Source organism: Variovorax sp. Root318D1 (genome assembly GCF_001424835.1).
Lineage (GTDB): Bacteria > Pseudomonadota > Gammaproteobacteria > Burkholderiales > Burkholderiaceae_C > Variovorax.
Genome location: NZ_LMCQ01000004.1, coordinates 53100 through 74458, shown reverse-complemented (window position 1 = coordinate 74458; position 21359 = coordinate 53100). Strand labels below are relative to the sequence as shown.

Sequence of the window (21359 nt, the reverse complement as noted above, 5' to 3'; positions counted from 1 at the left end):
GCATGCTTCAGAACAACCTGGGGCTGCTGGGCGCAGCCGCCCGTGCCGCACTCGACCACGCGCCGCGCGTCTTCATCGGCGGCGAATGGCAGTCGGTCGCAAACAGCCTGCCGGCGGTGGATCCAAGCAGTGCGATGCCAGTCTCCCGCATCGCGGCCGCCGGTGCGGCACAGGTCGATGCGGCCGTGCGCGCCGCGCGCGCCGCCTTCGAGACGGGTCCGTGGCCACGTATGCAGGGCGCCGAGCGGGAAGCCATGCTGCGCCGGCTCGCCGACCTGATCGAACGCGACTGCCAGACGCTGGCCGAACTGGAGGTGCTCGATGTCGGCATGCCGATCTGGATGGCGCGCGACTTGAACGTCGGTGGCGCGATCGGCGTGCTGCGCTACATGGCCGGGTTCGCGGGCCGCGCGAACGGCCGCACCGTCCAGGTCGGCGTGCCGATCCCGGGCTCGGCCTTCTTCGGCTACACGCAGAAAGAAGCGCTGGGCGTGGTCGGCGCAATCATCCCTTGGAACGTGCCGCTAATGATGTCGGTGTGGAAGCTCGCACCCGCGCTCGCGGCGGGCTGTACCGTGGTGCTCAAACCGTCCGAGGAAGCCTCGCTGAGCGTGCTGTACCTCGCAGGGCTCGTACGCGAGGCTGGCTTCCCAGCGGGTGTGGTCAATGTGGTCACCGGCACTGGCCCCGAGGCCGGCGCAGCGCTCGCGGCGCATCCGGGGCTGGACAAGATCACCTTCACCGGCTCGACCCGCACCGGCATCCAAGTGGCGCAGGCCGCAGCGCGCAACGTCACCAAGGCCACGCTCGAACTGGGCGGCAAGTCGCCGCAGATCCTGTTTGCGGACGCCGACCTGGACCAGGCCATCCCGGGCATTGCCGGCAGCATCTACCTCAACTCCGGACAGGTGTGCGTGGCGGGGTCGCGGCTGTACGTGGACCGGCGCATCTACGAAGAAGCCATCGACCGGCTGGCGCGGCACGCCGACGCGATGCGGCTCGGCCCCGGCCTGGCACCCGATACCGAACTCGGGCCGCTGGTGAACGCCCGCCAGCAGCAGCATGTGCTCGGGCACCTGGACGCCGCCCAACGCGCCGGCGCCGAACTGCTGACCGCCAACCCGCGCATCGATTCCGCGGGCTTCTATGTGCGCCCCACTGTGGTCGCGGTGGCAGACCAGGCCGCGGCCATCGTGCGCGAAGAGCTGTTCGGCCCGGTCATCACGGTCACGCCGTTCGACAGCGTGGACGAGGCCGTGCACATGGCCAACGACACGGACTATGGCCTCTCTGCCTGCCTGTGGACGCGCGACCTCGCGACGATGCACTCGGTGGTGCCGCGCATCCGCTCGGGCAAGGTGGCCGTCAACACCGAACCGATGCCCTGGCCGGGGCTGCCGGAAGGCGGCCGGGGCGCGTCGGGCTATGGGCGCGACCTGGGCGAGGAATCGTTCGTGTCGTTCCTGGAGACCAAGTCCGTGTTGGTCCGCTACGCCTGACCCTCATTTCCTACTGCGAACCATCATGACTCTTTCACAGCCCGGCGCATCCGATGCGCTGAACGGCAAGGTCGCCGTCGTCACCGGCGGCAGCAGCGGCATCGGTGCCGCCACTGTCCGATTGCTGGCCGCATCGGGTGCGGCGGTGGTCATCGGCTTCAACCAGGGCGAACAACGCGCCGAGCTGCTGCGCAACGAGCTTCCCGGCGGTGGGCACCGGACCTTGCACATGCCGCTGGCCGACAGTGGCGCGCATGCGGCGCTGGCGGATTCGCTGCGGGCCGCATACGGCCGCATCGACATCCTCGTGAACTCGGCCGGCTTCACCCAGCGCATTCCGCACGCCAGGCTCGAAGCCCTGACGCCCGAGCTCTTTAACGAGATTCTGCTGGCCAATGCGGGCGGGCCGTTCTCGATCATCCGCGCGCTGATGCCCCTGCTGCGCGCCTCGGGTGCCGCCACCGTGGTGAACGTGTCGTCGGTCTCGGCCTTCACGGGCCTGGGCAGCAACATCGCCTACTGCGCGGCCAAGTCGGCGCTGGACACGATGACGGTGTCGCTGGCGCGCGCCTTCGGCCCGGCCGTGCGCTTTCTCAGCGTGTCGCCGGCCTCGGTCGACACCGATTTCGTCCAGGGGCGCAACCGCGAGGAGCTGGAGATGAAGGCTGCGGCCACGCCGCTGGGGCGCATCGTCACACCGGAGGACGTCGCGCTCTCGGTGCTGGCCTGCGTGACGCACTTGCGCACCGCCACGGGCACGCGCATCGTGATTGACGGAGGGCACAGCCTGTGAATCCGATGCTGAATGCCACCCACGACCCCGCCCTGCGCAGCTGGGTCGCCTCGGCCAATGCGGCCGGTGCCGAGTTTCCGATCCAGAATCTTCCCTTCGCCGTGTTCCGGCCATTGGACGACAACGGGCCGCCGCGTTGCGGCGTAGGCATTGGCGATCGCATCCTCGACGTCGGCGCTTGTGCGCAGCAACTCGACGGACTCGCCAGGGCGGCCGCGCTTGCGTGCTGCGCCCCGGCGCTGAACGACCTGATGGCGCTGGGCGCATCGGCCGCTTCAGCCTTGCGCACAGGTCTGTCGCAACTGCTGGCCGAGCGCGCCGGCTCCGGGCCCAATCGTGACGCCGCCAGCCGCGCGCTGTTGGGCCTGGACGAGGTGCAACTGCTGATGCCGGTGAAGGTCGGCGGCTTCACCGATTTCTTCGCGTCGATCCACCATGCGACAAATGCGGGCCGCCTGTTCCGCCCCGACATGCCGCTGCTGCCCAACTACAAGCATGTGCCCATCGCCTACAACGGCCGGGCCAACAGCGTGCGAGTCAGCGGCGCGCCGGTGCAGCGCCCCTTCGGCCAGCTCAAGGGGCCGAACGATGCGGCGCCGCGCTTCGCACCGGCCCAAAGGCTCGACCACGAGGTGGAGCTCGGCGTCTATGTCGGCGCTGCGTCCACGCAGGGACGGCCCATCGCGGTCGGTGATGCATGGCAGCACGTGTTCGGCTTCTCGCTGCTCAACGACTGGTCGGCGCGCGACATCCAGGGCTGGGAATACCAGCCCCTGGGACCGTTTCTCGCGAAGAGCTTCGCGACGACGGTGTCGCCCTGGGTGGTCACGGCCGAGGCGCTGGCGCCCTTTCGCGTGCCGGCAGCGGTCCGGCCCGCGGGCGATCCGGCGCCTCTTCCCTACCTGTGGGACGACGCCGACCAGCGCCACGGGGGGCTTCGCATCGTGCTCGACGCGCACCTTCGCAGCGAGCGGATGGCCGCTGGCGGCCTGCCGCCGATGCGGCTGTCGCGCTCCGACGCCAGCCTTCTCTACTGGACGGTCGCCCAGATGCTGGCGCACCACACGAGCAACAGCAGCGCGCTCGACACCGGCGACCTGCTGGGCTCCGGCACCGTGTCGGGCGAGAGCGCCGAGGCACTCGGCAGCCTGCTCGAGATCACATCGGGCGGCAGCCGGCCGCTCACGCTGCCCGGCGGCGAGCGGCGCACCTTCCTGGCGGATGGCGACGAAGTGATCCTCAGCGGCCGCTGCGAATCGCCGGGCCACGTGGGCATCGGCTTCGGGCAGTGCAGCGGCATCGTGCGTGCCGCAAGGAATTGATCCACAGGAGAACAAGGCATGATCGTCGAACAGAGAACCTATACGACCCATCCCGGCAAATGGCGCGACTACCTCGCGCTCTATGAAGCCGAAGGACTGGAGATCCAGAAGCGCATCCTCGGCCGCATGGTGGGCTACTACCGGTCCGAGACTGGCACGCTGAGCCAGATCGTCCACATGTGGGCCTACGAGGACCTGAACGAGCGCACGCACCGGCGCCATGCGCTGATGGCGGACCCGGGCTTCAAGGCGTATGCCGCGAAGATGCTGCCGCTGCTGCAGAACCAGGAGTCGCGCATCCTCGTGCCAGCCGATTTCTTCGCGCCGCAATGGCAACAGTGACCCGCACCATGCAGGAAGACACCCCGATGGCGCGCAACGAACCTGCCGCAATGGCCTACCAGAGCGGCTTCGGGAACCAGTTCGCGAGCGAGGCCCGCCCGGGCGCGCTGCCGGTGGGGCGCAACTCGCCGCAGCAGGCGCCTCTGGGGTTGTACGCGGAGCTGCTGTCGGGGGCAGCGTTCACGGCCCCCCGCGAACACAACCGGCGGACCTGGATGTACCGCATGCAGCCCAGCGCAATGCACGACGCCTTCGTGCGGATCGACGACGGACGCTGGCGCAGCGGCCCGTTCAACGAGGCCGAGACGCCGGCGAACCGCCTGCGCTGGGATCCGTAGCCGATGTCCGGCGGAGCGGCCGATTTCGTCGATGGCATGGTCACCATCGCAGGCAATGGCGATGCGCATGCGCAGACCGGCTGCGCGGTGCATGTCTACCTCGCCAATCGCTCGATGGAAAAGCGCTACTTCATGGACTCGGACGGCGAACTGCTGATCGTTCCGCAGGCGGGTGCGCTGCTGCTGCACACGGAGCTCGGAAAGCTGCATGTGCAGCCGGGCGAAATTGCGCTCGTGCCCCGCGGCATGCGATTCAGGGTCGAATTGCCCGAGGGCGATGCGCGCGGTTATGTCTGCGAGAACTATGGCGCGCCGTTCCGGCTACCAGAGCTCGGCCCGATCGGCTCGAACGGCCTGGCCAACGCCCGGGACTTCCTTGCGCCGGTTGCGGCCTTCGAAGCCGACACGGGTCCGGTGCGCATCGTCAACAAGTTCCTGGGCCATCTTTGGGAAGGCGGCCAGCCGCACTCGCCCCTCGACGTCGTGGCATGGCATGGCAACCTCACGCCCTGCAAGTACGACTTGGCGCGGTTCATGGCGATCGGCACCATCAGCTTCGATCATCCCGACCCGTCGATCTTCACCGTACTCACCTCCGGCACCGACACCCCGGGCGTGGCGAACTGCGACTTCGTGATCTTCCCGCCGCGCTGGCTCGTGGCCGAGGACACCTTCCGTCCGCCCTGGTTCCATCGCAACGTCATGAGCGAGCTCATGGGGCTGGTCCGCGGCGTATACGACGCCAAGGCCGAGGGTTTCGTCCCTGGCGGCATGAGCCTGCACAACTGCATGCTGCCGCACGGTCCCGATGCCGCGACGTTCGAGAAAGCAAGCGCCGCGGAGCTCGCCCCCCACCGGATCCGGGACACGCTGGCCTTCATGTTCGAAAGCCGGCATGTCTTCAGGCCCACTGCCCAGGCCCTAGCCGCCGACAACCTGCAGGCCGGCTACGACGCTGTCTGGCAGGGCTTCATGCCCGGCCATCGGTAAGTCAGCAAAAAGGAGACAGACATGGTTCAGATCAGCAGACGCAGCTTCATGGCCGGCGCGGCTGGAAGCTTGCTGGTGCCCACGGCACTCGCTCAACATGACAGGTACCCCTCGCGCGCCCTCCAGCTGACGCACGGCTTCGGTGCGGGCGGCAATGCGGACGTGGTGTCCCGTCTCTTCGCGCAGAAGATGCAGGACGTGCTCAAGCAGCCCGTGGTGGTCGACATCAAGAGCGGCGCGGGCGGTACCATCGCAAGCGACTACGTGGCCAAGTCGAAGCCGGACGGCTACAACCTCGTCATGCTGACCGGTGCGCACACCGTATCGGCCGCGCTTCGCAAGTCGCTCCCCTTCGACGCGGTGCGGGATTTCTCGTTCATTTCCACCGTGACGAGCTTTCCCTTCGTGATCGCGGTGCGCGCGGAGCATCCTGCGCAGAACCTGCAAGAACTGCTCGCGCTCGCGCGGAAGAAACCCGAAGAGGTGACCTTCACCTCCGTCGGCGTCGGCTCCACGCAGCACATGGTGGGCGAACTGCTCGGCGTAACTGCCAACGTCAAGTTGCTGCACGTGCCCTATCGTGGCGGCGGGGCGCCCGTTCAGGCCGTGATCGCTGGCGACGTGGACGTGCTGGCCGATACGCTTACCGTCGCCTCGCCGCACATCAAGTCGGGCCGGTTGCGCGCGCTCGCCGTCACCAGTGCGCAGGCTTGGCCGTCGATGCCCGGGGTCCCGCCTGTATCGGCTGTGCTGAAGGACTTCGAGGTCCGTTCATGGCTGGGTCTCGCGGCCGCAGCCGGCACCCCACAGGAGATCGTCGATCTGCTCAACAAGGCGGTCAGGACGGCGGCGGAAGCCTCACCTGTAAAGACCACGCTGTTTAACCTGGGGAGCGAGTCTGCGCCGTCGTCGTCGGTTCAGATGACCGGCATGGTCAAGCAGGAGATCGAACGCTGGCGCTCTGTGGTCGCCAAGGCCGGAATTCAGCCGCAATGAGCGCCACCGCTCGCATCCGAGTCGTAGGGCTGTGCGGGAGCCAGCGAAGCGCTTCGTACAACGCCATGGCGCTTGGGCTTGCCGGCGATTGCATGCCGGCGGACTGACGATGGAAGTGCTCGATTGGCGAGCGCTCCCGGCCTTCGACGCGGATCTCCTAGCACCCAGCATGCCCGATGACGTTGCGTCGCTCGTGACGCGCATCCGCAGCGCCGATGCGGTGCTGATCGCCACGCCCAAATACAACTTCTCGGTACCGGGAATGCTGAAGAACACCCTCGACTGGGTGTCGCGCGCGGAAGACCAGCCCTTCCGGCGGAAGCCAGTCGCAATTTTGTCTGCCGCGACCGGCCCTCTAGGGGGCGCACGTGTGCAATACGAATTGCGCAAGATCCTGCTGTTCCTCGATGCCCTAGTCTTGACGAAGCCTGAGATTTTTATCGGTCGCGCGTTCTCGAAATTCGATCCGCAGGGGCGCTGCACCGATGCGACGACACGCGATTTCGTGACCGCGCAGATGACGGCATTTCAACAGTGGTGTATCGAGACCCGTGCGATAAAAGTCGGGGCTGGGGCAGAGCGACCGGTATGGAAGTAACGACGAAGATTCTTATCTGGCGAGGACCTGGCGGATCGCGTAGATCCGAATCCTGTGGCCCTTGCTGCATCGGGGCATTGGGTATGCGTCCAGCAGGCGAACTGACCCCTTCGCGATTGAGGCTCGTCAGTTCACAAGGTTGGCGATCGGGAATCAAGGGCGGCGCAGGTTTCCGTACACGCAGCATTTGTCCGCTTTGGAGAAAGCTGTACAGCCGCTTAGGGCCCCCAAGCCGACGTACGAATGTTCATGGGCCACGAAGACACCAAGCTGGTGTTCTCGACCTATTCGAAGTGGCTGCCCGACCAGCTAGAGTATCGCGAGTCGAAGACGCTGGAGCTGGCGATGGGCCGCCTGCATGCCTAGTTCGGGTCGCTATGGTCACCTTCATTTCGCCCTGCGGAAGTGAAATGTGGCCGTGCGTCTGCGTCCGTCGGCCGGACTGACGATGACGGGAGTGCGTACGCGAAGCGTGTCTCCCTCGAAGCTGACGTACCGCACTTGATCCGTGCCCACCCATGCAGGATTCCACGCTACTTCCACGTGGTGCACGATCCGGTCGGACTCCACGGTATATCGTCCCGCATAGGCGGTCATGCTTGCAAACAGCTTCGCCCTCTCTTCCGTCAGCTTTTCCCCGGCGCCAGTTGGCGCCGTCCGACCGTCCGCCGTGCCCACAGCTGCCATGTAGCCGTCTGCGGTGTACATCATGAGTCCCTGAGGCTTCTCTCCCCACGGCTTGGTCTCCACGCCGGTTTCCTCGTCTCTCGACACGTAGGAGATCGGCTTCCACACGCCGACAATGCGGTCACTGGCGCGGACATCTGCGCTGAAGAGACCGATGCCAATGAGTGCAGCGAGGAACAGCACCGTCGAGCGCTTGGAATCCATATTTGTCTCCTCAGCCTAGCGAAACCACCGTAGCATCTTCAGCCGCCCAACGCAAGCTATGCGGCAGCGCGTTCCGGAGAAACTGCCGGCTGCGCGATAAGCTGGCAGACCAGCTGCGCAAGTGCTTGTCGTGCTTCGCGTTTCGGGCAACGACGCGAATGTCCGTTGTTGGCCCGAATGAGAGGCCCGTTCACCCGACGACGGGGCGACAGGCCAGCTTCCTGCGCCCGACGCTTCAGGCCGCTCAAAGTCGCTTTCTATAGAACACACGCTCGTAGCCGCTCTGGGCTCGGCGGTCGTACTCGACGTAACCAATCTTGGGATAGAGCACCTGGTTCTCCGTCATCTTGGAATTAGTGCAGAGGTAGATGGACTCGAAGCCTCGTCCACGAGCCTCGCCTTCGGCAAACTCTAACAATGCGCGGCCCACCCCAGTACCGTGCGTGTGTGGAGACGCTGCAACCGTATCGATGTAGAAGCCGTCTGCGGTCTCGTACTGAACCAAAACACCAACCACCTGCCCACCCAGCTCCGCGACCCAAACCTTCCCATCAGCGGCCAGTGCTGCATAGTCGTAGAGCATCGGTGCGGGCGGCTTGCCGATTCGCTCCACATACGGCTCGAAAGCAGCGTTGATGCAGGCCGCCGCCGTGAGAGCATCACCCTCGTACGCTGCGCGGACTGTGATTGAAGGTTCTGTCATCGCTAAGCCTCAACTCATCTCCGCGATTGTGCTCCCGCGGGGTCATCCGGTGTGTCGCGTCAGCGCCGGTGAACGGCCGCTTCCTCCATCCATCGTGCATCGACCGGTTGAATCCGCCGCGGAATTCAGCCGTTCACTATTGCCATTCGAGCGGGCCTGCGCGAGGTCGTCGAGGGCGCAATTTAGCCGCTAAATTCCAAACTTAAGGGGGACAAACCCCAGAGAATTCCAACCAAAGTAAAACAACGGTTTCCTAGCGCGGTATTTGATCGGCGCGCAAGTATTTGACTCCATGGGACGCGGGACTCAATCCTTCTGACAGTCGACACTTGTGATCGTAGCAGCGGTCCGTTAACCAAAACACCTCGGCGCGAACTACATGCACATCCATCACAACGTCCCGCCCTTGTGTCTGCTCATTTGGGCGACACACTGCTTTTCATCGACGGGCATCGAGGACATGCGTTCCAACGACGCGGTGCACGGCTTGTACGAGATACGGGAGGAAGCGCGCAATTTCGTGGACCAGGAAAACGCAAGAAACCCCCAGAACGAATGGAAAGCGCTGGATCCGAATCTGAAAGTTCTCGTTCCTCGATGTGCCGTCCCCCTGAAGGCACGGTGGCATGAGATCTGGTGGTTCGACACCAGTGCCGAAAGCAAGCTACTGAAACGCAGCCGCCGGGTCATCGCGGTGGAATGCACCCGGACCGCGAGCCCCGCACAAAAATGGGACGTGCACGTCCCGGTGTTTCAACGCACGCGTCCCTGAATCATTTTCCAGCCGTTTCCCGACGGGTCGCGAAAACCGGCGTCCACGGTGCCGAAGCGGTCCACCGGCTCCTGCGTGAACTCGACCCCCGCGGCAAGCATGCGGCCGTAGGCAGCGCGGCAGTCGGCCACCGTCAGCACGAGCGGCGGCATTGCGCCTTTGGCCACGAGGGCGCGCACGGCTTGCGCCGTTGCTGCATCGAGCACCGGCGGCCCAGGCGTGACCAGGCCGAGCTGAAACGACGGCTGCTCCGGGTGCTGCACCGTGAGCCAGCGATAGTCGCCGTTCTTCACGTCCGTATGGACGCGAAAGCCGAGCTTCTCCACATAAAACGCCAGCGCCTCGTCCTGATCGCGCACGTACAAACCGACGACTTCAATACCCTCTTTCATGGACTCTCCTGTTGTTGGGGCTCGTTTGTACCGCCGGCCTCGAGGCGCCGCTTCTCCGAAACTGCGGTCGTGAGATCGGGCCGGCGCGCGGCGTTGGCAATGCAGACGGGCACGCGGCCGATCTCGTGCGCCGCCGGCTTGCCGCGCGCGCGGACCGCGCTCGGGCTTTCACCGGTGATGTCGCGGAAAGTGCGCCCGAAGGTGCCCAGGCTCGCCCAGCCCGTGTCGAAGGCGATGTCGGTGATGGGCAGGTCGGTGTCGCGCAGCAGCGCCATTGCGCGCTCGATGCGCCGCGTGAGCAGGTAGCGGTGTGGCGGAATGCCGAAGGCCTGCTTGAACGACCGCGCGAAGTGGGCTTCGGACACGCCGCTCACCTGCGCCAGCCGTCCGACGGGCCACTCCTCGTGCGATGCGGCATCCATGCGGTCTTTGGCGCGCAACAAGCGGCGCAACAGGTCGGGGTCCTGGGTGGCAGGGCTTACGCTCATGCGGGCACGCGCGGGCTCGCGTTTTCAATCAGACCTGCAACGGTCATGCGTCAGAAGGCTCGCAGCGTTCGCGTTTCCGAGGGTCGCTCGCCGAAGCGGGTTCGGTACTGCGCTGCAAAGTGGCCCATATGAAGAAAACCATATTTTTGCGCAACGTCGCGCACGCCGCCATGGCCCGACACTCGCAACTCAGCGCGCACCTTGTCCAGGCGCAGCTCGCGCAGAAACTCCATCGGACCCAGGCCCGCATGCTGGCGAAACGCAAGTTGCAGCGCACGCGCGCTGCAGCCGACTTCGCGGCAGACGTCGGCCAGCGACAAGGGTTGCTCGACATGCGCCGCCATGTATTCCTGCGCCCTGCGGACCACGCGCGGCAGCAGGCTGCGCTGCGCGTCGCCGGCCAGGGGGCGTGAGTGGTTGTGCCCCGCCGACATCAAGAGGCTGGCCATCAGGTACTCCTCGGCATGCTCGGCCAGGCGACCGCCGGCCTGCAGTGCGTTGCCAGCATCGAGCGTAAGCCGCAGATAGTCGATGAAGTGCACCATGGGCGCGAGGGCGGGGTTATCGAGCGGCACGCCGAGGTCGAACACCAGCGGCTGCCTGACGGGCGCCTGGAGCAAGGCTTCGAGCCGGGAGAGCAGCGCGGAGCGCGACAGCTGCACGATGAGGTGCGGGCTGTCGTCGGCCCAGCGCATCGACAGCGGCTCGGTCGGCGAAGGCAGTGAGGCCAGGCGAGGCGTCGCGTCCACATGCTGCGCGCCGCAGCGGATCTCGGCGCCGCCGCGCAACGGAATCTGCAACAGGAAGAACTCCTGCAGGTAGCCGGGGTCGATCTGCACGCCGGGGCCGTACTGCACATAGTTGAGGCTCACGTCCCGATGGAGACGCGCGCTGTGATGGCAGGCGTCGAGCTCGGTGCGGGGCCGCAGCATGACCAGCCCGTGCGGGCAGAACACGCGGGCCACGCTTTCGCGGGCCTCGTCCATGTCGTGGCTCTCGAAAAGCCGGTAGCGCTGCAGCGGCAGCGGTGGGGTCGTGGCGGTGTCCATGGGGCCAAGGCACCCTAGCAAAAACCATCCCCGCCCACAATTCGGACCAGCCCTCGATAAAAAACCTGCGCGCCAGGGACACGGCCTTGCGTTTGCGGGATTCGCCAAGGGCCTGCTCTCCCATAACGTTCGCTCCACAGGCCAACCCGGCCTGCCCGATCAACCGAGGAGAGCAAGCGTCATGTTCAAGGGACTCGAAGGCAAGAGCGCCATCGTCACCGGTGGCTCCACGCTGATAGGCGCCGGCGTGGTGCGCGCGATGCACGCGGCCGGCGTGAGGGTCGTCATTGCCGATATCGATGCCGACAACGGCCAGGCGCTGGCGGACTCGCTCGGCACCGGCGTGCACTTCATGCGCACCGACATCACCGACGACGCGCAGGTGCAGGCTTGCGTGGCACAGGCGGCCACGCGGCACGGCGGTGTGCACTTTCTCATCAACCTGGCGTGCTCCTACCTGGACGACGGCTTCAAGTCGCCGCGCGCCGACTGGCTCGCTTCGTTCAACGTGAACGTGGCAAGCGCGGTAGCCATGCTGCAGGCGGTGCACCCTCACATGGTCGCGGCCGGCGGCGGGGCGGTGGTCAATTTCACGAGCATCTCGTCGCGCGTGGCCCAGACGGGGCGCTGGCTCTATCCGGTGAGCAAGGCCGCCATGGCGCAGCTCACCCGCAACATGGCGATGGACCTGGCGCCGGACCGCATCCGCGTGAACAGCGTGTCGCCAGGCTGGACATGGTCGGCCGTGATGGACCGGCTCAGCGGCGGCGACCGCGCCAAGACCGACCGCGTGGCAGCGCCCTTCCATCTGCTCGGGCGCGTCGGCGATCCGGACGAGGTGGCGCAGGTGGTGCTGTTTCTCTGTTCGGACCATGCGAGCTTTGTGACCGGTTCCGATTACGCGGTGGACGGCGGTTATGCCGCCATGGGTCCCGAGCAGGCCGTGCCCGCCATTCCCAAGTTGATGGACTAGCTCCGAACGGAGCATCAAGGAGCAAGCAATGAAGCGAATCGCCATCGTCGGCGCGGGCCAGTCGGGCCTGCAACTGGGTCTCGGACTGCTCGCGGCAGGCTACGAGGTCACGATGTTCAGCAACCGCACGGGCGAGGACATCCGCCGCGGCAAGGTCATGTCGAGCCAGTGCATGTTCCACACCTCGCTGCAGATCGAGCGTGACCTGGGCCTGGACCTCTGGGCGCAGGACTGCCCCACCGTGGATGGCATCGGGCTGGCGGTGCCGCACCCCGAGCAAAAGGGCGACAAGGCCATCGATTGGACCGCGCGGCTGAATTCGAGCGCGCAGTCGGTCGACCAGCGCGTGAAGATTCCCGCCTGGATGGACCTGTTCCAGAAGAAGGGCGGCGAACTGGTCTTCAAGGACGCCGGCATCGACGAACTCGAGGCCTGCACCCAAAGCCACGATCTCACGCTGGTTGCCAGCGGCAAGGGCGAGATTTCGAAGCTCTTCGAGCGCGACGCCCACAAGTCCAGCTTCGACAAACCGCAGCGTGCATTGGCGCTGACCTATGTGAAGGGAATGACGCCACGCGCGCCTTTCTCCGCGGTGTCTTTCAACCTCATTCCGGGCGTGGGCGAATACTTCGTGTTCCCGGCGCTGACCACCACGGGGCCCTGCGAGATCATGGTGTTCGAGGGCGTGCCGGGCGGCCCGATGGACTGCTGGGCGGACGTGAAGACGCCGCAGGAGCACCTCGCGCGCAGCAAGCGGATTCTCGACACCTTCACGCCATGGGAAGCCGCGCGTTGCGGGAACATCGAGCTGACCGACGACAACGGCATCCTCGCGGGCCGCTTCGCGCCGACGGTGCGCAAGCCGGTGGCCACGCTGCCTTCGGGGCGCCGCGTGCTGGGCCTGGCCGACGTGGTGGTGCTCAACGATCCGATCACCGGCCAGGGCTCCAACAACGCGGCCAAATGCGCCGATACCTATCTGAAGAGCATCGCCGCGCGCGGCAATGGCGCGGCCGATGCGGCGTGGATGCAGCAGACCTTCGACCGCTACTGGTTCGGCTATGCGCAATGGGTCACGCAATGGACCAACATGCTGCTGGCACCGCCGCCGCCCCATGTGCTCAAGCTGCTCGGCAGTGCCGGCGCCATGCCGCCGCTGGCCAGCGCCTTCGCCAACGGCTTCGACGATCCGCGCACCTTCTTTCCGTGGTTTGCGGATCCCGCGGAAGCGGACCGCTACATCGAAACCTGCGCGGCCGTCGCGTAGCCAGGAGTGAACCCATGACGCAACGCGTGGCCATCGTCGGCGCCGGACAGTCCGGCATGCAGCTCGCGCTCGGCCTGCAGCGCGCGGGGTACGAGGTGACAGTTTTTTCGAACCGCACGGCGAAAGAGATCTTCGAAGGGCCGGTGATGTCCAGCCAGTGCATGTTCGAGACCGCACTGCAGACCGAACGCGAACTGCAGCTGGACTGGTGGGCGGACGAATGCCCCGCTGTGGAAGGCATCGGCTTCGCAGTGCGCAACCCGGAAAGCGGCAAGTCCATCGAGTGGAGCGCGAGGCTCGACGGGCCCGCGCAGTCGGTCGACCAGCGGCTCAAGATACCCGCCTGGATGGCCGAGTTCGAGAAGCGCGGCGGCCGGCTGGTGCTGCAGGACGTCGGGCTCGCCGCGCTGGAAGCCTGCGCGGCGGCGCACGATCTCGTCGTCGTCGCCAGTGGCAAGGGCGAGATTTCGCAACTGTTCGAGCGCGACGCCGAGCGCTCGCCATTCGACCAGCCTCAGCGTGTATTGGCACTCACCTATGTGAAGGGAATGAAGCCCGCCCTGCCCCATGCGCGCGTGTGCTTCAACCTGATCCCCGGCGTGGGCGAATACTTCGTGTTCCCGGCGCTGACCACCACGGGCCCTTGCGAGATCATGGTGTTCGAGGGTGTGCCGGGCGGCCCGATGGATTGCTGGGCGGACGTGAAGACGCCGCAGGAGCATCTCGCGCGCAGCAGGTGGATTCTCGACACCTTCCTGCCCTGGGAAGCAGAACGCTGCACGGACATCGAGCTGACCGATGACAACGGCATCCTCGCAGGTCGCTTCACGCCGACGGTGCGCAAGCCGGTGGCTACACTGCCCTCGGGGCGCAAGGTGCTGGGCCTGGCGGATGCCGTGGTGCTCAACGATCCGATCACCGGCCAGGGCGCCAACAACGCGGCCAAGTGCGCCGACATCTACCTGAAACGGATCCTCGAACACGGCGATGCACCGTTCGACGCGGCGTGGATGCAGGAGACCTTCGACCGCTACTGGGAAGGCTATGCCCGCTGGGCCACCTGTTGGACCCACAGCCTGCTCGCGCCGCCGAAGCCGCACTTGCAGAAGCTGCTGCAGAGCGCGAGCCAACTGACCGCGGTTGCGAGCACCATCGCCAACGGCTTCGATGACCCGCGCGTTTTCGCACCCTGGTGGTTCGATGCCGCCGAGGCAGACCGCTTCCTGGAAACCCGGGCGCGTGAGGCAGCTTGCGACCGCTTCGACCGGCGCGACTTCCGCAAGGCGCTCGGACAGTTCACCACCGGCGTGACCGTCATCACCACCCGGTCGATCGACGGCCGCCGCGTGGGCATGACCGCCAATTCGTTTTCGTCGGTGTCGCTGGACCCGCCGCTGGTGCTGTGGAGCCTGGCCCGGCAGGCGCCGAGCGTGGCCGACTTCACCGGCGCCAGCCATTTCGCGATCAACGTGCTGGCGGCCGACCAGCATCACCTGTCGCGGCACTTCTCGACACCGCAGGCGGACAAGTTCGGCGGGGTGGAATGCTGCGACGGCGCGGCCGGCGTGCCACTGCTGAATGGCGTCATCGCCCGGTTCATCTGCCGCAACGTGAAGCAGTACGATGGCGGCGACCACCTGATCTTCATCGGTGAAGTCGAGCGCTACGACCGCTTCGATGGCGAGCCGCTGGTTTTTCATTCGGGCTACTACCAGGTGACGACGCGACACCCGGAATGCGTGCAATGAACGCATGGCCCGCATCCTCCCACCCTTGAACGGAGCAGTTCACATGCAGGAAAAAGCACCCGGCGCTACGCCCCGAATCCGCATCCCGGCCACCGACGGCAGCGGCAATTTCAGCGGCTACCTCGCCGTGCCACGTTCGGGCAGCGGCCCGGGCCTGGTGCTCGCGCAGGAGATCTTCGGCGTGAACGCAACGATGCGAGAGGTGGCCGACTACTACGCCGAGGAAGGCTACGTCGTGCTGGTGCCCGACCTGTTCTGGCGCCAGCAGCCCGACGTCGAACTGGGCTACTCGCCGGACGACTGGCAACGCGCATTCGCGCTGTACCAGGGCTTTGACGAGGCCCGTGGCATGGAAGACATCCAGGCTTCCATCAGCACGCTGCGCCAGCGGCCCGAAGTTCAGGACGCCAAGGTCGGCGTGCTCGGTTTCTGCCTGGGCGGCAAGCTGGCCTACCTGGCGGCTTGCCGCACCGATGCGGACGTCGCCGTCGGCTACTACGGCGTGGGCATCGATGCGGCGCTGGATGAGGCCGACAACATCCGTTGCCGGCTCGCCCTGCATGTGGCCGAGCTCGACGGCTTCTGCCCGCCCGAGGCACGCGAACGCATCGTGCAGACGCTGCGCGTCCGGCCGAACGTCGAGGTGCACGTGTACCCGGGTGTCGACCACGCCTTTGCACGCACGGGCGGCGAGCACTACCACCGCCCCTCGGCGCTCATGGCCCACGAGCGCAGCATCGCCACGCTCAAGTCGGCCATCGGTCCGCACCACGACCTGGCCGCGCTATGGGACAAGCACTGCGAATACGAGTTCGGCACGCGCAACGTCGACGACACCATGCAAACGATGGTGCCGGAGCCCTACGTCAACCACATTCCGACCATGACCGGCGGCGTGGGCTACAAGGCGCTGCACCACTTCTACACGAACCACTTCGTCAACAGCAATCCGCCCGATACCTCCCTGGTACCGGTCTCGCGCACCGTGGGCGCCACGCAAGTGGTCGACGAGATGCTGTTCTGCTTCACGCACACCACGGAAATCCCATGGATGCTGCCGGGCGTTCCTCCTACCGGAAAGCGGGTGGAGATTCCGTTGCTGGCGGTGGTCAAGTTCCGCGGCGACAAGCTCTACCACGAGCACATCTATTGGGACCAGGCCAGCGTGCTGGTGCAGGTGGGCCTGCTCGATCCGAAACTGCTGCCGGTGGCCGGCGTCGAGACGGCGCGCAAGCTGCTGGACGAGACGCTGCCATCGAACGGCTTGCTGCAGCGATGAGGGCACGCACTATCGGCTAGGCCGACTGGCGCACGGACGCCCGCGCGCACGCCAGGAAAGGCTCGATCAGGGGGCTCTGCCAATCGCTGCGCCAACACACGGCGATGTCCATCTTCGCGTCGACGTTGCGCAAAGGCCTGAACACCACGCCCGGCGGCCGGCCGATACGCGCGCAGGCGGGCAAGATGGCCACGCCCCTGCCCGCCAGCACGAGCGCCAACGCCGACACCATGGTCTCCACGCGCTGCGCGATCGGCATGCTCACATCGTGCCGCCTGAGCATCGAAGCGATGATGGATTTGTCGACGTCGCCATCGGGCACGGGGAGCCCGATGAGGGGCATGCCTGACAGCCGCGCCAGTGGAATGCTGGCCATTCGGGCCAAGGGTGAATCCGCACGCACGGCCAGCATCAAGGGCTGAGTGCCGATGCGCTCGACCGCAATGCCCGCGTGGGCGAGGGGCGGAATGCAGATGGCCACGGACACTTGCGAATCGGCGATGGCCGAGACGTTGTTGGCGGCATTGAGCTCTACGTACTGGATCTCCACGTCCGGCAGCTTCGCGCGCAGCGCGTTCTCCAGGCGTGGCAGCACCAGGTAGGAAAGCACGACCATGGTTCCGACCGTGAGTCGTCCCCTGCTGCCCGAGCCGATGGCCCGCGCGGCGTCGAATCCTTCATTGGCAAGCAGCAGTGCTTCCTTCGCCCGCTGGAAAAGCGCATGGCCAGCGTCGGTGATTTCCATGCCGCGCGCCGCCCTGCGAAACAACGGCGTGCCCACCGACGCCTCCAGATTCTTGATGTGAACCGACAGCGGCGGCTGGGCCATGTTGAGCCGACGTGCCGCCTTTCCGACGCTGCGTTCCTCGGCGACGGCGACAAAGTAGCGGAGCGTTCTGAAGTCAGGTGCTGCCATACGCTGTGCATATGCCTTTTCAAGAAAACAGTATTGGACCCGAAGGTGCGGCGCATCGATCATTTACACATGAAAAAGTTTCCTCGTCTTCCGAAATCCGAGATCTGCGAAATGTCCGCTGGGACGATGCGCATGCTCGTTGCGCAGCGGAAGCTCTCGCCGGTGGAGATCGTCGAAGAAGTATTGCGCCGCGCCGATGCGGTCCAGCCGTACCTGAACTGCTTCATCACGCTCTGCCATGAGCAGGCGATGGCAGAGGCCAAGGCCGCCGAAGCCGCGCTGATGCGGGGCGAGCCTCCGGGCCTTCTGCACGGCTTGCCCTTCACGGTGAAGGACATCGTCGACACCGCGAACGTCCGCACGACTTATGGCTCGGTACTGCACCGCGACCACGTTCCCACGCAGGATGCCGTGGCCGTGGCGCGCATGCGCGAGGCGGGCGCCATCCTGATCGGCAAGACGACCACGTCCGAATTTGGCGCCAAGTGCCTGACCGATGCGCCTCTTTTCGGAAGCACCCGCAACGCATGGGATGCCACGCGCACCAGTGGCGGCTCGAGCGGCGGGGCAGCCTCGTCCATGGCGGCGGGTGTCGCGCCTCTAGCCATTGCCACCGACGGCGGCGGCTCAACGCGCATACCGGCCGCATGCAACGGCGTTGTCGGCCTGAAACAGAGCCTGGGCGTGGTGCCCCACAGCCAAGTGCAGGATGCCTTCGGCAACTACACCTATGTGACGCCCACCACGCGCAACGTGGCCGACACGGCGCTCATGCTGCAGGCCATGACGGGTGCCCATGGGGCCGACCCGTGGTCGCTGGGCGTGCCGGCGCAGCGCTACTTCGACGCGCTGCAGCCCGCCGGCGATCTTCGTGGCAAACGGGTTCTGTATTCCGCGAGGCTCGAGGGGCGACCGATCTCCGCCGACGTAGCCGCCGCCTTCGAGGCCGCGCTTGCCACCCTGCGCGCGATGGGCGCGCAACTCGAGGAGATGTCGAGCGAGGGCTATGACGTCGAGCCGGTGTGGCGGGTCATCAACCACACCAGCTGGCGCGGCCGTTTCGCGCCACTGGCCGAAGCACATGCCGGCGCGTTGAGCCCCTCGCTGCTGCAGCAGCTCGCGCTCGCAGAGCACGTCGACGGCGTCGCCTTCCAGCAGGCCATGTTTGCCAGGACCGCGCTCTTTCGCAAGGTCCAGGCCCAGTTGGAGACCCACGACTTCATCTTCACACCCACCCTCTCGCGCACCGCCCTGCCGATCGACCAGGACCTGTTCGGCAGCATCGAGATCGATGGCGAAGCGTATGCCGAGGTGCGGCCGAACTGGTTCCCGTGGACGATGCCGTTCAACCTCACGGGCCATCCCGCCATCAGCCTGCCGTGCGGTGCAGGCCGCGACGGCCTGCCCATCGGCATGCAGCTGGTCGGCCGCTTTCGCGAGGACCAGCAGCTGCTGCAGGCCGCGTCGTCTTTCGAAGCCGCGCACCGTCCCGCGAACGCGCTGCCGGCCCTCGCCTTCTGAGTCCGTCCCCGTCCTGTTCCGTTCTCAACTTTTGAAGGTACCTCCACCATGGCCTCGTTCCTCAAGACACTTTTCCTCGGAGCGTCGATTGCATTGATCGGCGCGGCTGCGCAGGCCGACAACGGCGCGCCCATCCGGCTGATCATCGGCTTTCCACCCGGTGGCGCGCTCGACAACCTGGCGCGCTCGCTGGCCGAGGACTTGCGCACCACGCTCAAGGAGCCCGTGCTGGTGGAAAGCCGGCCCGGTGCATCGAGCCGGATTGCCATCGAGGCCGTGAAGTCCGCAAAGCCCGATGGGCACACCATCCTGCTCAGCGGGACGCCTCCCTTCGTGCTCTTTCCGATGACCTATGCGCGGTTGAGCTACGACGTCGACAGGGACTTCATCCCTGTCGCGCACTTGGCGAATGTGCCCAGCGTGATTTCAGCGGGCGCAGGCCAGCCGTTCAAGACGATTCCCGAATACGTTGCTTGGGTCAAGAAGAATCCGGCCGGCGGCGGGGTGGGACTGACCAACCTCGGAGGCGGCCTGCACTTCAGCGTGCTGCAGTTGTCCAAGGCCATCGGCGTGCCGCTGGCGCCGGTCACCTACAAAGGCGGTGCGCCGCTTGCCACCGACATCGTCGGATCCCACGTGCCGCTCGGCACCGACGCGCTGGCAAGCCAGCTCGAACTCCACCGCGGGGGCAAGCTGCGGATCCTGGGCGTTGCAGGCACCAAGCGCCAGAGCTTGCTGCCCGACGTTCCGACGATCAAGGAGGCGGGCTACGACGCCTTCGACCGCGCCAACGCCTCCTATGCCGCCTTCGTGCCCGCGGGGACGCCGAAGGAAGTGGTTGCCAAGCTGGAGACCGCCTTCGTCGCCGCCATGCACAACGCGCAGGTGCGCGCGCAGGTCGAACGCATGGGCCTCGAGCCGACGGGGCTCCCCGGCGCGGAGTTGAAGCGCATCATGCGCGAGGACAGTGCGTACTGGCGGCCCATCGTCCAGGCATCGCGGTTCAAGAGCGAAGACTGAATCGATGATGGCCGACGACGCGCAGGACAAGGCCGGCTGGGCGGTGCTCGTTGCCGCCAGCTCGGGCGCGCTGCTGTGCTTTCTCAATCTCAGCGCACTCAACGTCGCGCTGCCTGCCGTGGCGCACAGCTTGCGCGCTTCGCCTACGCAGGCGAGCTGGATCCTGCTGTCGTACATGCTGGTCAGCACGGTTTGCATCCTGAGCTTCGGACGGCTCGCCGACCTGTGGGGACGGCGCCGGCTCTTCCTTGCGGGCCTGTCGCTCTTCGTGGCCGCCTGCGCGGCGTGCGCCCTGGCGCCGACCGCCGAGCTGATGCTTGCGAGCCGCACGGCGCAGGCCATCGGCGCGGCCGGCGTCATGGCCAACGCCAGCGCATTGGTGGGCGATGCGTTCGGGCGCCGCAAGATGGGGCTGGCACTCGGCATGCTCGCCATGGTCGCGGCCCTGGCCCAGGTCGTGGGCCCGCTGGCCGGCGGTTTCGTCGTGTCGTGGTGGGGCTGGCGCGCGCTCTTCATGCTCAACGTGCCCATCGGGCTTTGCGTGCTGGCGTGGTCGTGGAAGGTGCTGCCCCGAAATGCGGCTGCCCAGCCCGAGCGCTTCGACCTGGCGGGCGCAGCGCTGTCCCTCATCGGCATCGGATGCGTGACCTATGCACTCTCGATGGCCGGCACCCGCGGATGGACGAGCACGCCGGTGTGGGCCTTCATGCTCATTGGTTTTTGCGCGTTTGGCCTTTTCGCAGCCGTTCAGATGCGCGTGGCCAGCCCGTTGGTCGACCCGTCGCTCTTCGGCGATCCGGCGCGCCGCATCGCCTACGCCGGCATCCTGCTCCTGTCGATGGCGCAGGCGGCGCCCCTGCTGCTGGTGGCCTTGTACCTGCAAGCTTGCCTGGGCCTGCAGCCCTCGGAGGCGGGACTGCGCATCGCACCCGTGGCATTGGGCATGCTGATGGCCGCGCCCGTGGCGGGCGTCCTGCTTCGGCGCCTCAGGGCTGAATCCATCTGCGTGGGCGGCATGCTGCTTGCCGCATGCGCATTGACGCTGCTGGCGGTTTTGCTGCGGCCCACGATCGGCGCCGTGCAGCTGTCGATGTGCCTCTGGGTGCTGGGCCTGGGCATCGGGAGTTTCGTGACGCCGAACAACGCATCGATCCTCCAGAGCGTGATGCCCCAGCGCCGAGGCATTGCCAACGGCGTCCGGTCGACGCTGCAGAACACCGGCATCATGATTGGCACCGCGCTCACGCTCAGCGTGGCGCTGGCACAGCTTCCCTCCGGTTCGCAACGCATCATCATGGGACATGGCGGCGGCACGGGGCCACTCTCCAGCGCGGATGTGACCGCCTTCACCCAAGGCGCCAGTGCCGCGCTGGCCGTGCTTGCGCTTCTTTGCCTGGCCGGCGCGGCCCTGATCGCGAGCGCTCGCCGCCGAGGCGCCCCGGCGGCGGCCACAGTGGCGTGA

The 21359-nt window shown here is 66.4% G+C and carries 20 protein-coding genes and 2 pseudogenes; 16 read left to right on the top strand and 6 right to left on the bottom strand.

The annotated features are described in order from the left end of the window. Window positions 1–2 precede the first annotated feature (2 nt). The 7 genes and pseudogenes from ASC78_RS05405 (at window position 3) to ASC78_RS05375 (ending at window position 6878) form a co-directional block, all read left to right on the top strand. Window positions 3–1499 (top strand): aldehyde dehydrogenase family protein, encoded by a 1497-nt coding sequence (locus ASC78_RS05405; protein WP_055797540.1) that lies wholly within the window; start codon window positions 3–5, stop codon window positions 1497–1499. Window positions 1500–1524: 25 nt separating this feature from the next. Then, a complete protein-coding gene (locus ASC78_RS05400; RefSeq protein WP_055797537.1) occupies window positions 1525–2292 on the top strand; it encodes an SDR family NAD(P)-dependent oxidoreductase in 768 nt (255 codons plus the stop codon). A 5-nt stretch (window positions 2293–2297) separates the two neighbouring features. Next, window positions 2298–3614, top strand: coding sequence for a fumarylacetoacetase (fahA, locus tag ASC78_RS05395; protein WP_200934267.1), 1317 nt, complete (start codon window positions 2298–2300; stop codon window positions 3612–3614). 18 nt (window positions 3615–3632) lie between these two features. Next, entirely contained in the window at window positions 3633–3956 is a 324-nt protein-coding gene (locus ASC78_RS05390; RefSeq protein WP_055797529.1) for an NIPSNAP family protein, read from the top strand. A 26-nt stretch (window positions 3957–3982) separates the two neighbouring features. Continuing rightward, window positions 3983–5284: pseudogene (gene hmgA, locus ASC78_RS05385) on the top strand (homogentisate 1,2-dioxygenase). 21 nt (window positions 5285–5305) lie between these two features. Then, window positions 5306–6280 (top strand): tripartite tricarboxylate transporter substrate binding protein, encoded by a 975-nt coding sequence (locus ASC78_RS05380; protein ID WP_055797526.1) that lies wholly within the window; start codon window positions 5306–5308, stop codon window positions 6278–6280. A gap of 31 nt (window positions 6281–6311) precedes the next feature. Further along, the gene (locus tag ASC78_RS05375; protein ID WP_235504993.1) at window positions 6312–6878 is read left to right on the top strand and encodes an NADPH-dependent FMN reductase; all 567 of its coding nucleotides are present in this window, start codon (window positions 6312–6314) and stop codon (window positions 6876–6878) included. A gap of 387 nt (window positions 6879–7265) precedes the next feature. Here ASC78_RS05375 and ASC78_RS05370 read toward each other — a convergent pair whose 3' ends face one another. Both ASC78_RS05370 and ASC78_RS05365 read right to left on the bottom strand, forming a co-directional pair. Then, window positions 7266–7769 (bottom strand): lipocalin-like domain-containing protein, encoded by a 504-nt coding sequence (locus ASC78_RS05370; RefSeq protein WP_055797520.1) that lies wholly within the window; start codon window positions 7767–7769, stop codon window positions 7266–7268. Window positions 7770–8013: 244 nt separating this feature from the next. Continuing rightward, entirely contained in the window at window positions 8014–8472 is a 459-nt protein-coding gene (locus tag ASC78_RS05365; RefSeq protein ID WP_055797517.1) for a GNAT family N-acetyltransferase, read from the bottom strand. A 460-nt stretch (window positions 8473–8932) separates the two neighbouring features. Here ASC78_RS05365 and ASC78_RS05360 point away from each other — a divergent pair, with 460 nt between their 5' ends. After that, a complete protein-coding gene (locus tag ASC78_RS05360) occupies window positions 8933–9244 on the top strand; it encodes a hypothetical protein (protein ID WP_055797514.1) in 312 nt (103 codons plus the stop codon). On the opposite strand, the gene ASC78_RS05355 is transcribed toward ASC78_RS05360, so the two are convergent. From ASC78_RS05355 to ASC78_RS05345, 3 genes are read right to left on the bottom strand one after another with little or no spacing between them, the layout of a single operon-like run. After that, window positions 9226–9636: a VOC family protein gene (locus tag ASC78_RS05355; protein ID WP_055797511.1), complete on the bottom strand. Its 411-nt coding sequence runs from the start codon at window positions 9634–9636 to the stop codon at window positions 9226–9228. The genes ASC78_RS05360 and ASC78_RS05355 overlap by 19 nt on opposite strands. After that, window positions 9633–10124 (bottom strand): helix-turn-helix transcriptional regulator, encoded by a 492-nt coding sequence (locus ASC78_RS05350; protein ID WP_055797508.1) that lies wholly within the window; start codon window positions 10122–10124, stop codon window positions 9633–9635. Before ASC78_RS05350 ends, ASC78_RS05355 begins: the two co-directional genes overlap by 4 nt. Before the next feature lie 50 nt (window positions 10125–10174). Continuing rightward, the gene (locus tag ASC78_RS05345; RefSeq protein ID WP_055797505.1) at window positions 10175–11173 is read right to left on the bottom strand and encodes an AraC family transcriptional regulator; all 999 of its coding nucleotides are present in this window, start codon (window positions 11171–11173) and stop codon (window positions 10175–10177) included. 181 nt (window positions 11174–11354) lie between these two features. Here ASC78_RS05345 and ASC78_RS05340 point away from each other — a divergent pair, with 181 nt between their 5' ends. The 5 genes and pseudogenes from ASC78_RS05340 to ASC78_RS05325 all read left to right on the top strand — a co-directional run bounded on the left by ASC78_RS05340 (window position 11355) and on the right by ASC78_RS05325 (window position 16440). Further along, the gene (locus ASC78_RS05340; RefSeq protein WP_055797500.1) at window positions 11355–12146 is read left to right on the top strand and encodes an SDR family oxidoreductase; all 792 of its coding nucleotides are present in this window, start codon (window positions 11355–11357) and stop codon (window positions 12144–12146) included. A 28-nt stretch (window positions 12147–12174) separates the two neighbouring features. Continuing rightward, complete coding sequence (locus ASC78_RS05335) at window positions 12175–13413, top strand: styrene monooxygenase/indole monooxygenase family protein (protein WP_055797498.1); 1239 nt, start codon at window positions 12175–12177, stop codon at window positions 13411–13413. Between the two features lie 14 nt (window positions 13414–13427). Beyond that, window positions 13428–14663 (top strand): annotated as a pseudogene (locus tag ASC78_RS28280) (styrene monooxygenase/indole monooxygenase family protein); the annotation flags it as partial. Continuing rightward, the gene (locus tag ASC78_RS27890) at window positions 14637–15161 is read left to right on the top strand and encodes a flavin reductase family protein (protein WP_235505002.1); all 525 of its coding nucleotides are present in this window, start codon (window positions 14637–14639) and stop codon (window positions 15159–15161) included. The pseudogene ASC78_RS28280 and the gene ASC78_RS27890, both read left to right, overlap by 27 nt. Before the next feature lie 43 nt (window positions 15162–15204). Continuing rightward, window positions 15205–16440, top strand: a complete 1236-nt coding sequence (locus ASC78_RS05325; RefSeq protein WP_055797492.1) for a dienelactone hydrolase family protein — start codon at window positions 15205–15207, stop codon at window positions 16438–16440. A gap of 16 nt (window positions 16441–16456) precedes the next feature. On the opposite strand, the gene ASC78_RS05320 is transcribed toward ASC78_RS05325, so the two are convergent. Further along, window positions 16457–17419, bottom strand: a complete 963-nt coding sequence (locus tag ASC78_RS05320; protein ID WP_235504992.1) for a LysR family transcriptional regulator — start codon at window positions 17417–17419, stop codon at window positions 16457–16459. A 48-nt stretch (window positions 17420–17467) separates the two neighbouring features. On the opposite strand from ASC78_RS05320, the gene ASC78_RS05315 reads away from it, so the two are divergent. Genes ASC78_RS05315 through ASC78_RS05305 form a run of 3 tightly spaced genes read left to right on the top strand, consistent with a single transcriptional unit; the run spans window position 17468 to window position 21359 of the window. Further along, window positions 17468–18877, top strand: a complete 1410-nt coding sequence (locus ASC78_RS05315) for an amidase (protein ID WP_200934266.1) — start codon at window positions 17468–17470, stop codon at window positions 18875–18877. Between the two features lie 48 nt (window positions 18878–18925). Further along, window positions 18926–19897 (top strand): Bug family tripartite tricarboxylate transporter substrate binding protein, encoded by a 972-nt coding sequence (locus ASC78_RS05310; RefSeq protein WP_055797483.1) that lies wholly within the window; start codon window positions 18926–18928, stop codon window positions 19895–19897. 4 nt (window positions 19898–19901) lie between these two features. Further along, window positions 19902–21359, top strand: coding sequence for an MFS transporter (locus ASC78_RS05305; RefSeq protein ID WP_235504991.1), 1458 nt, complete (start codon window positions 19902–19904; stop codon window positions 21357–21359).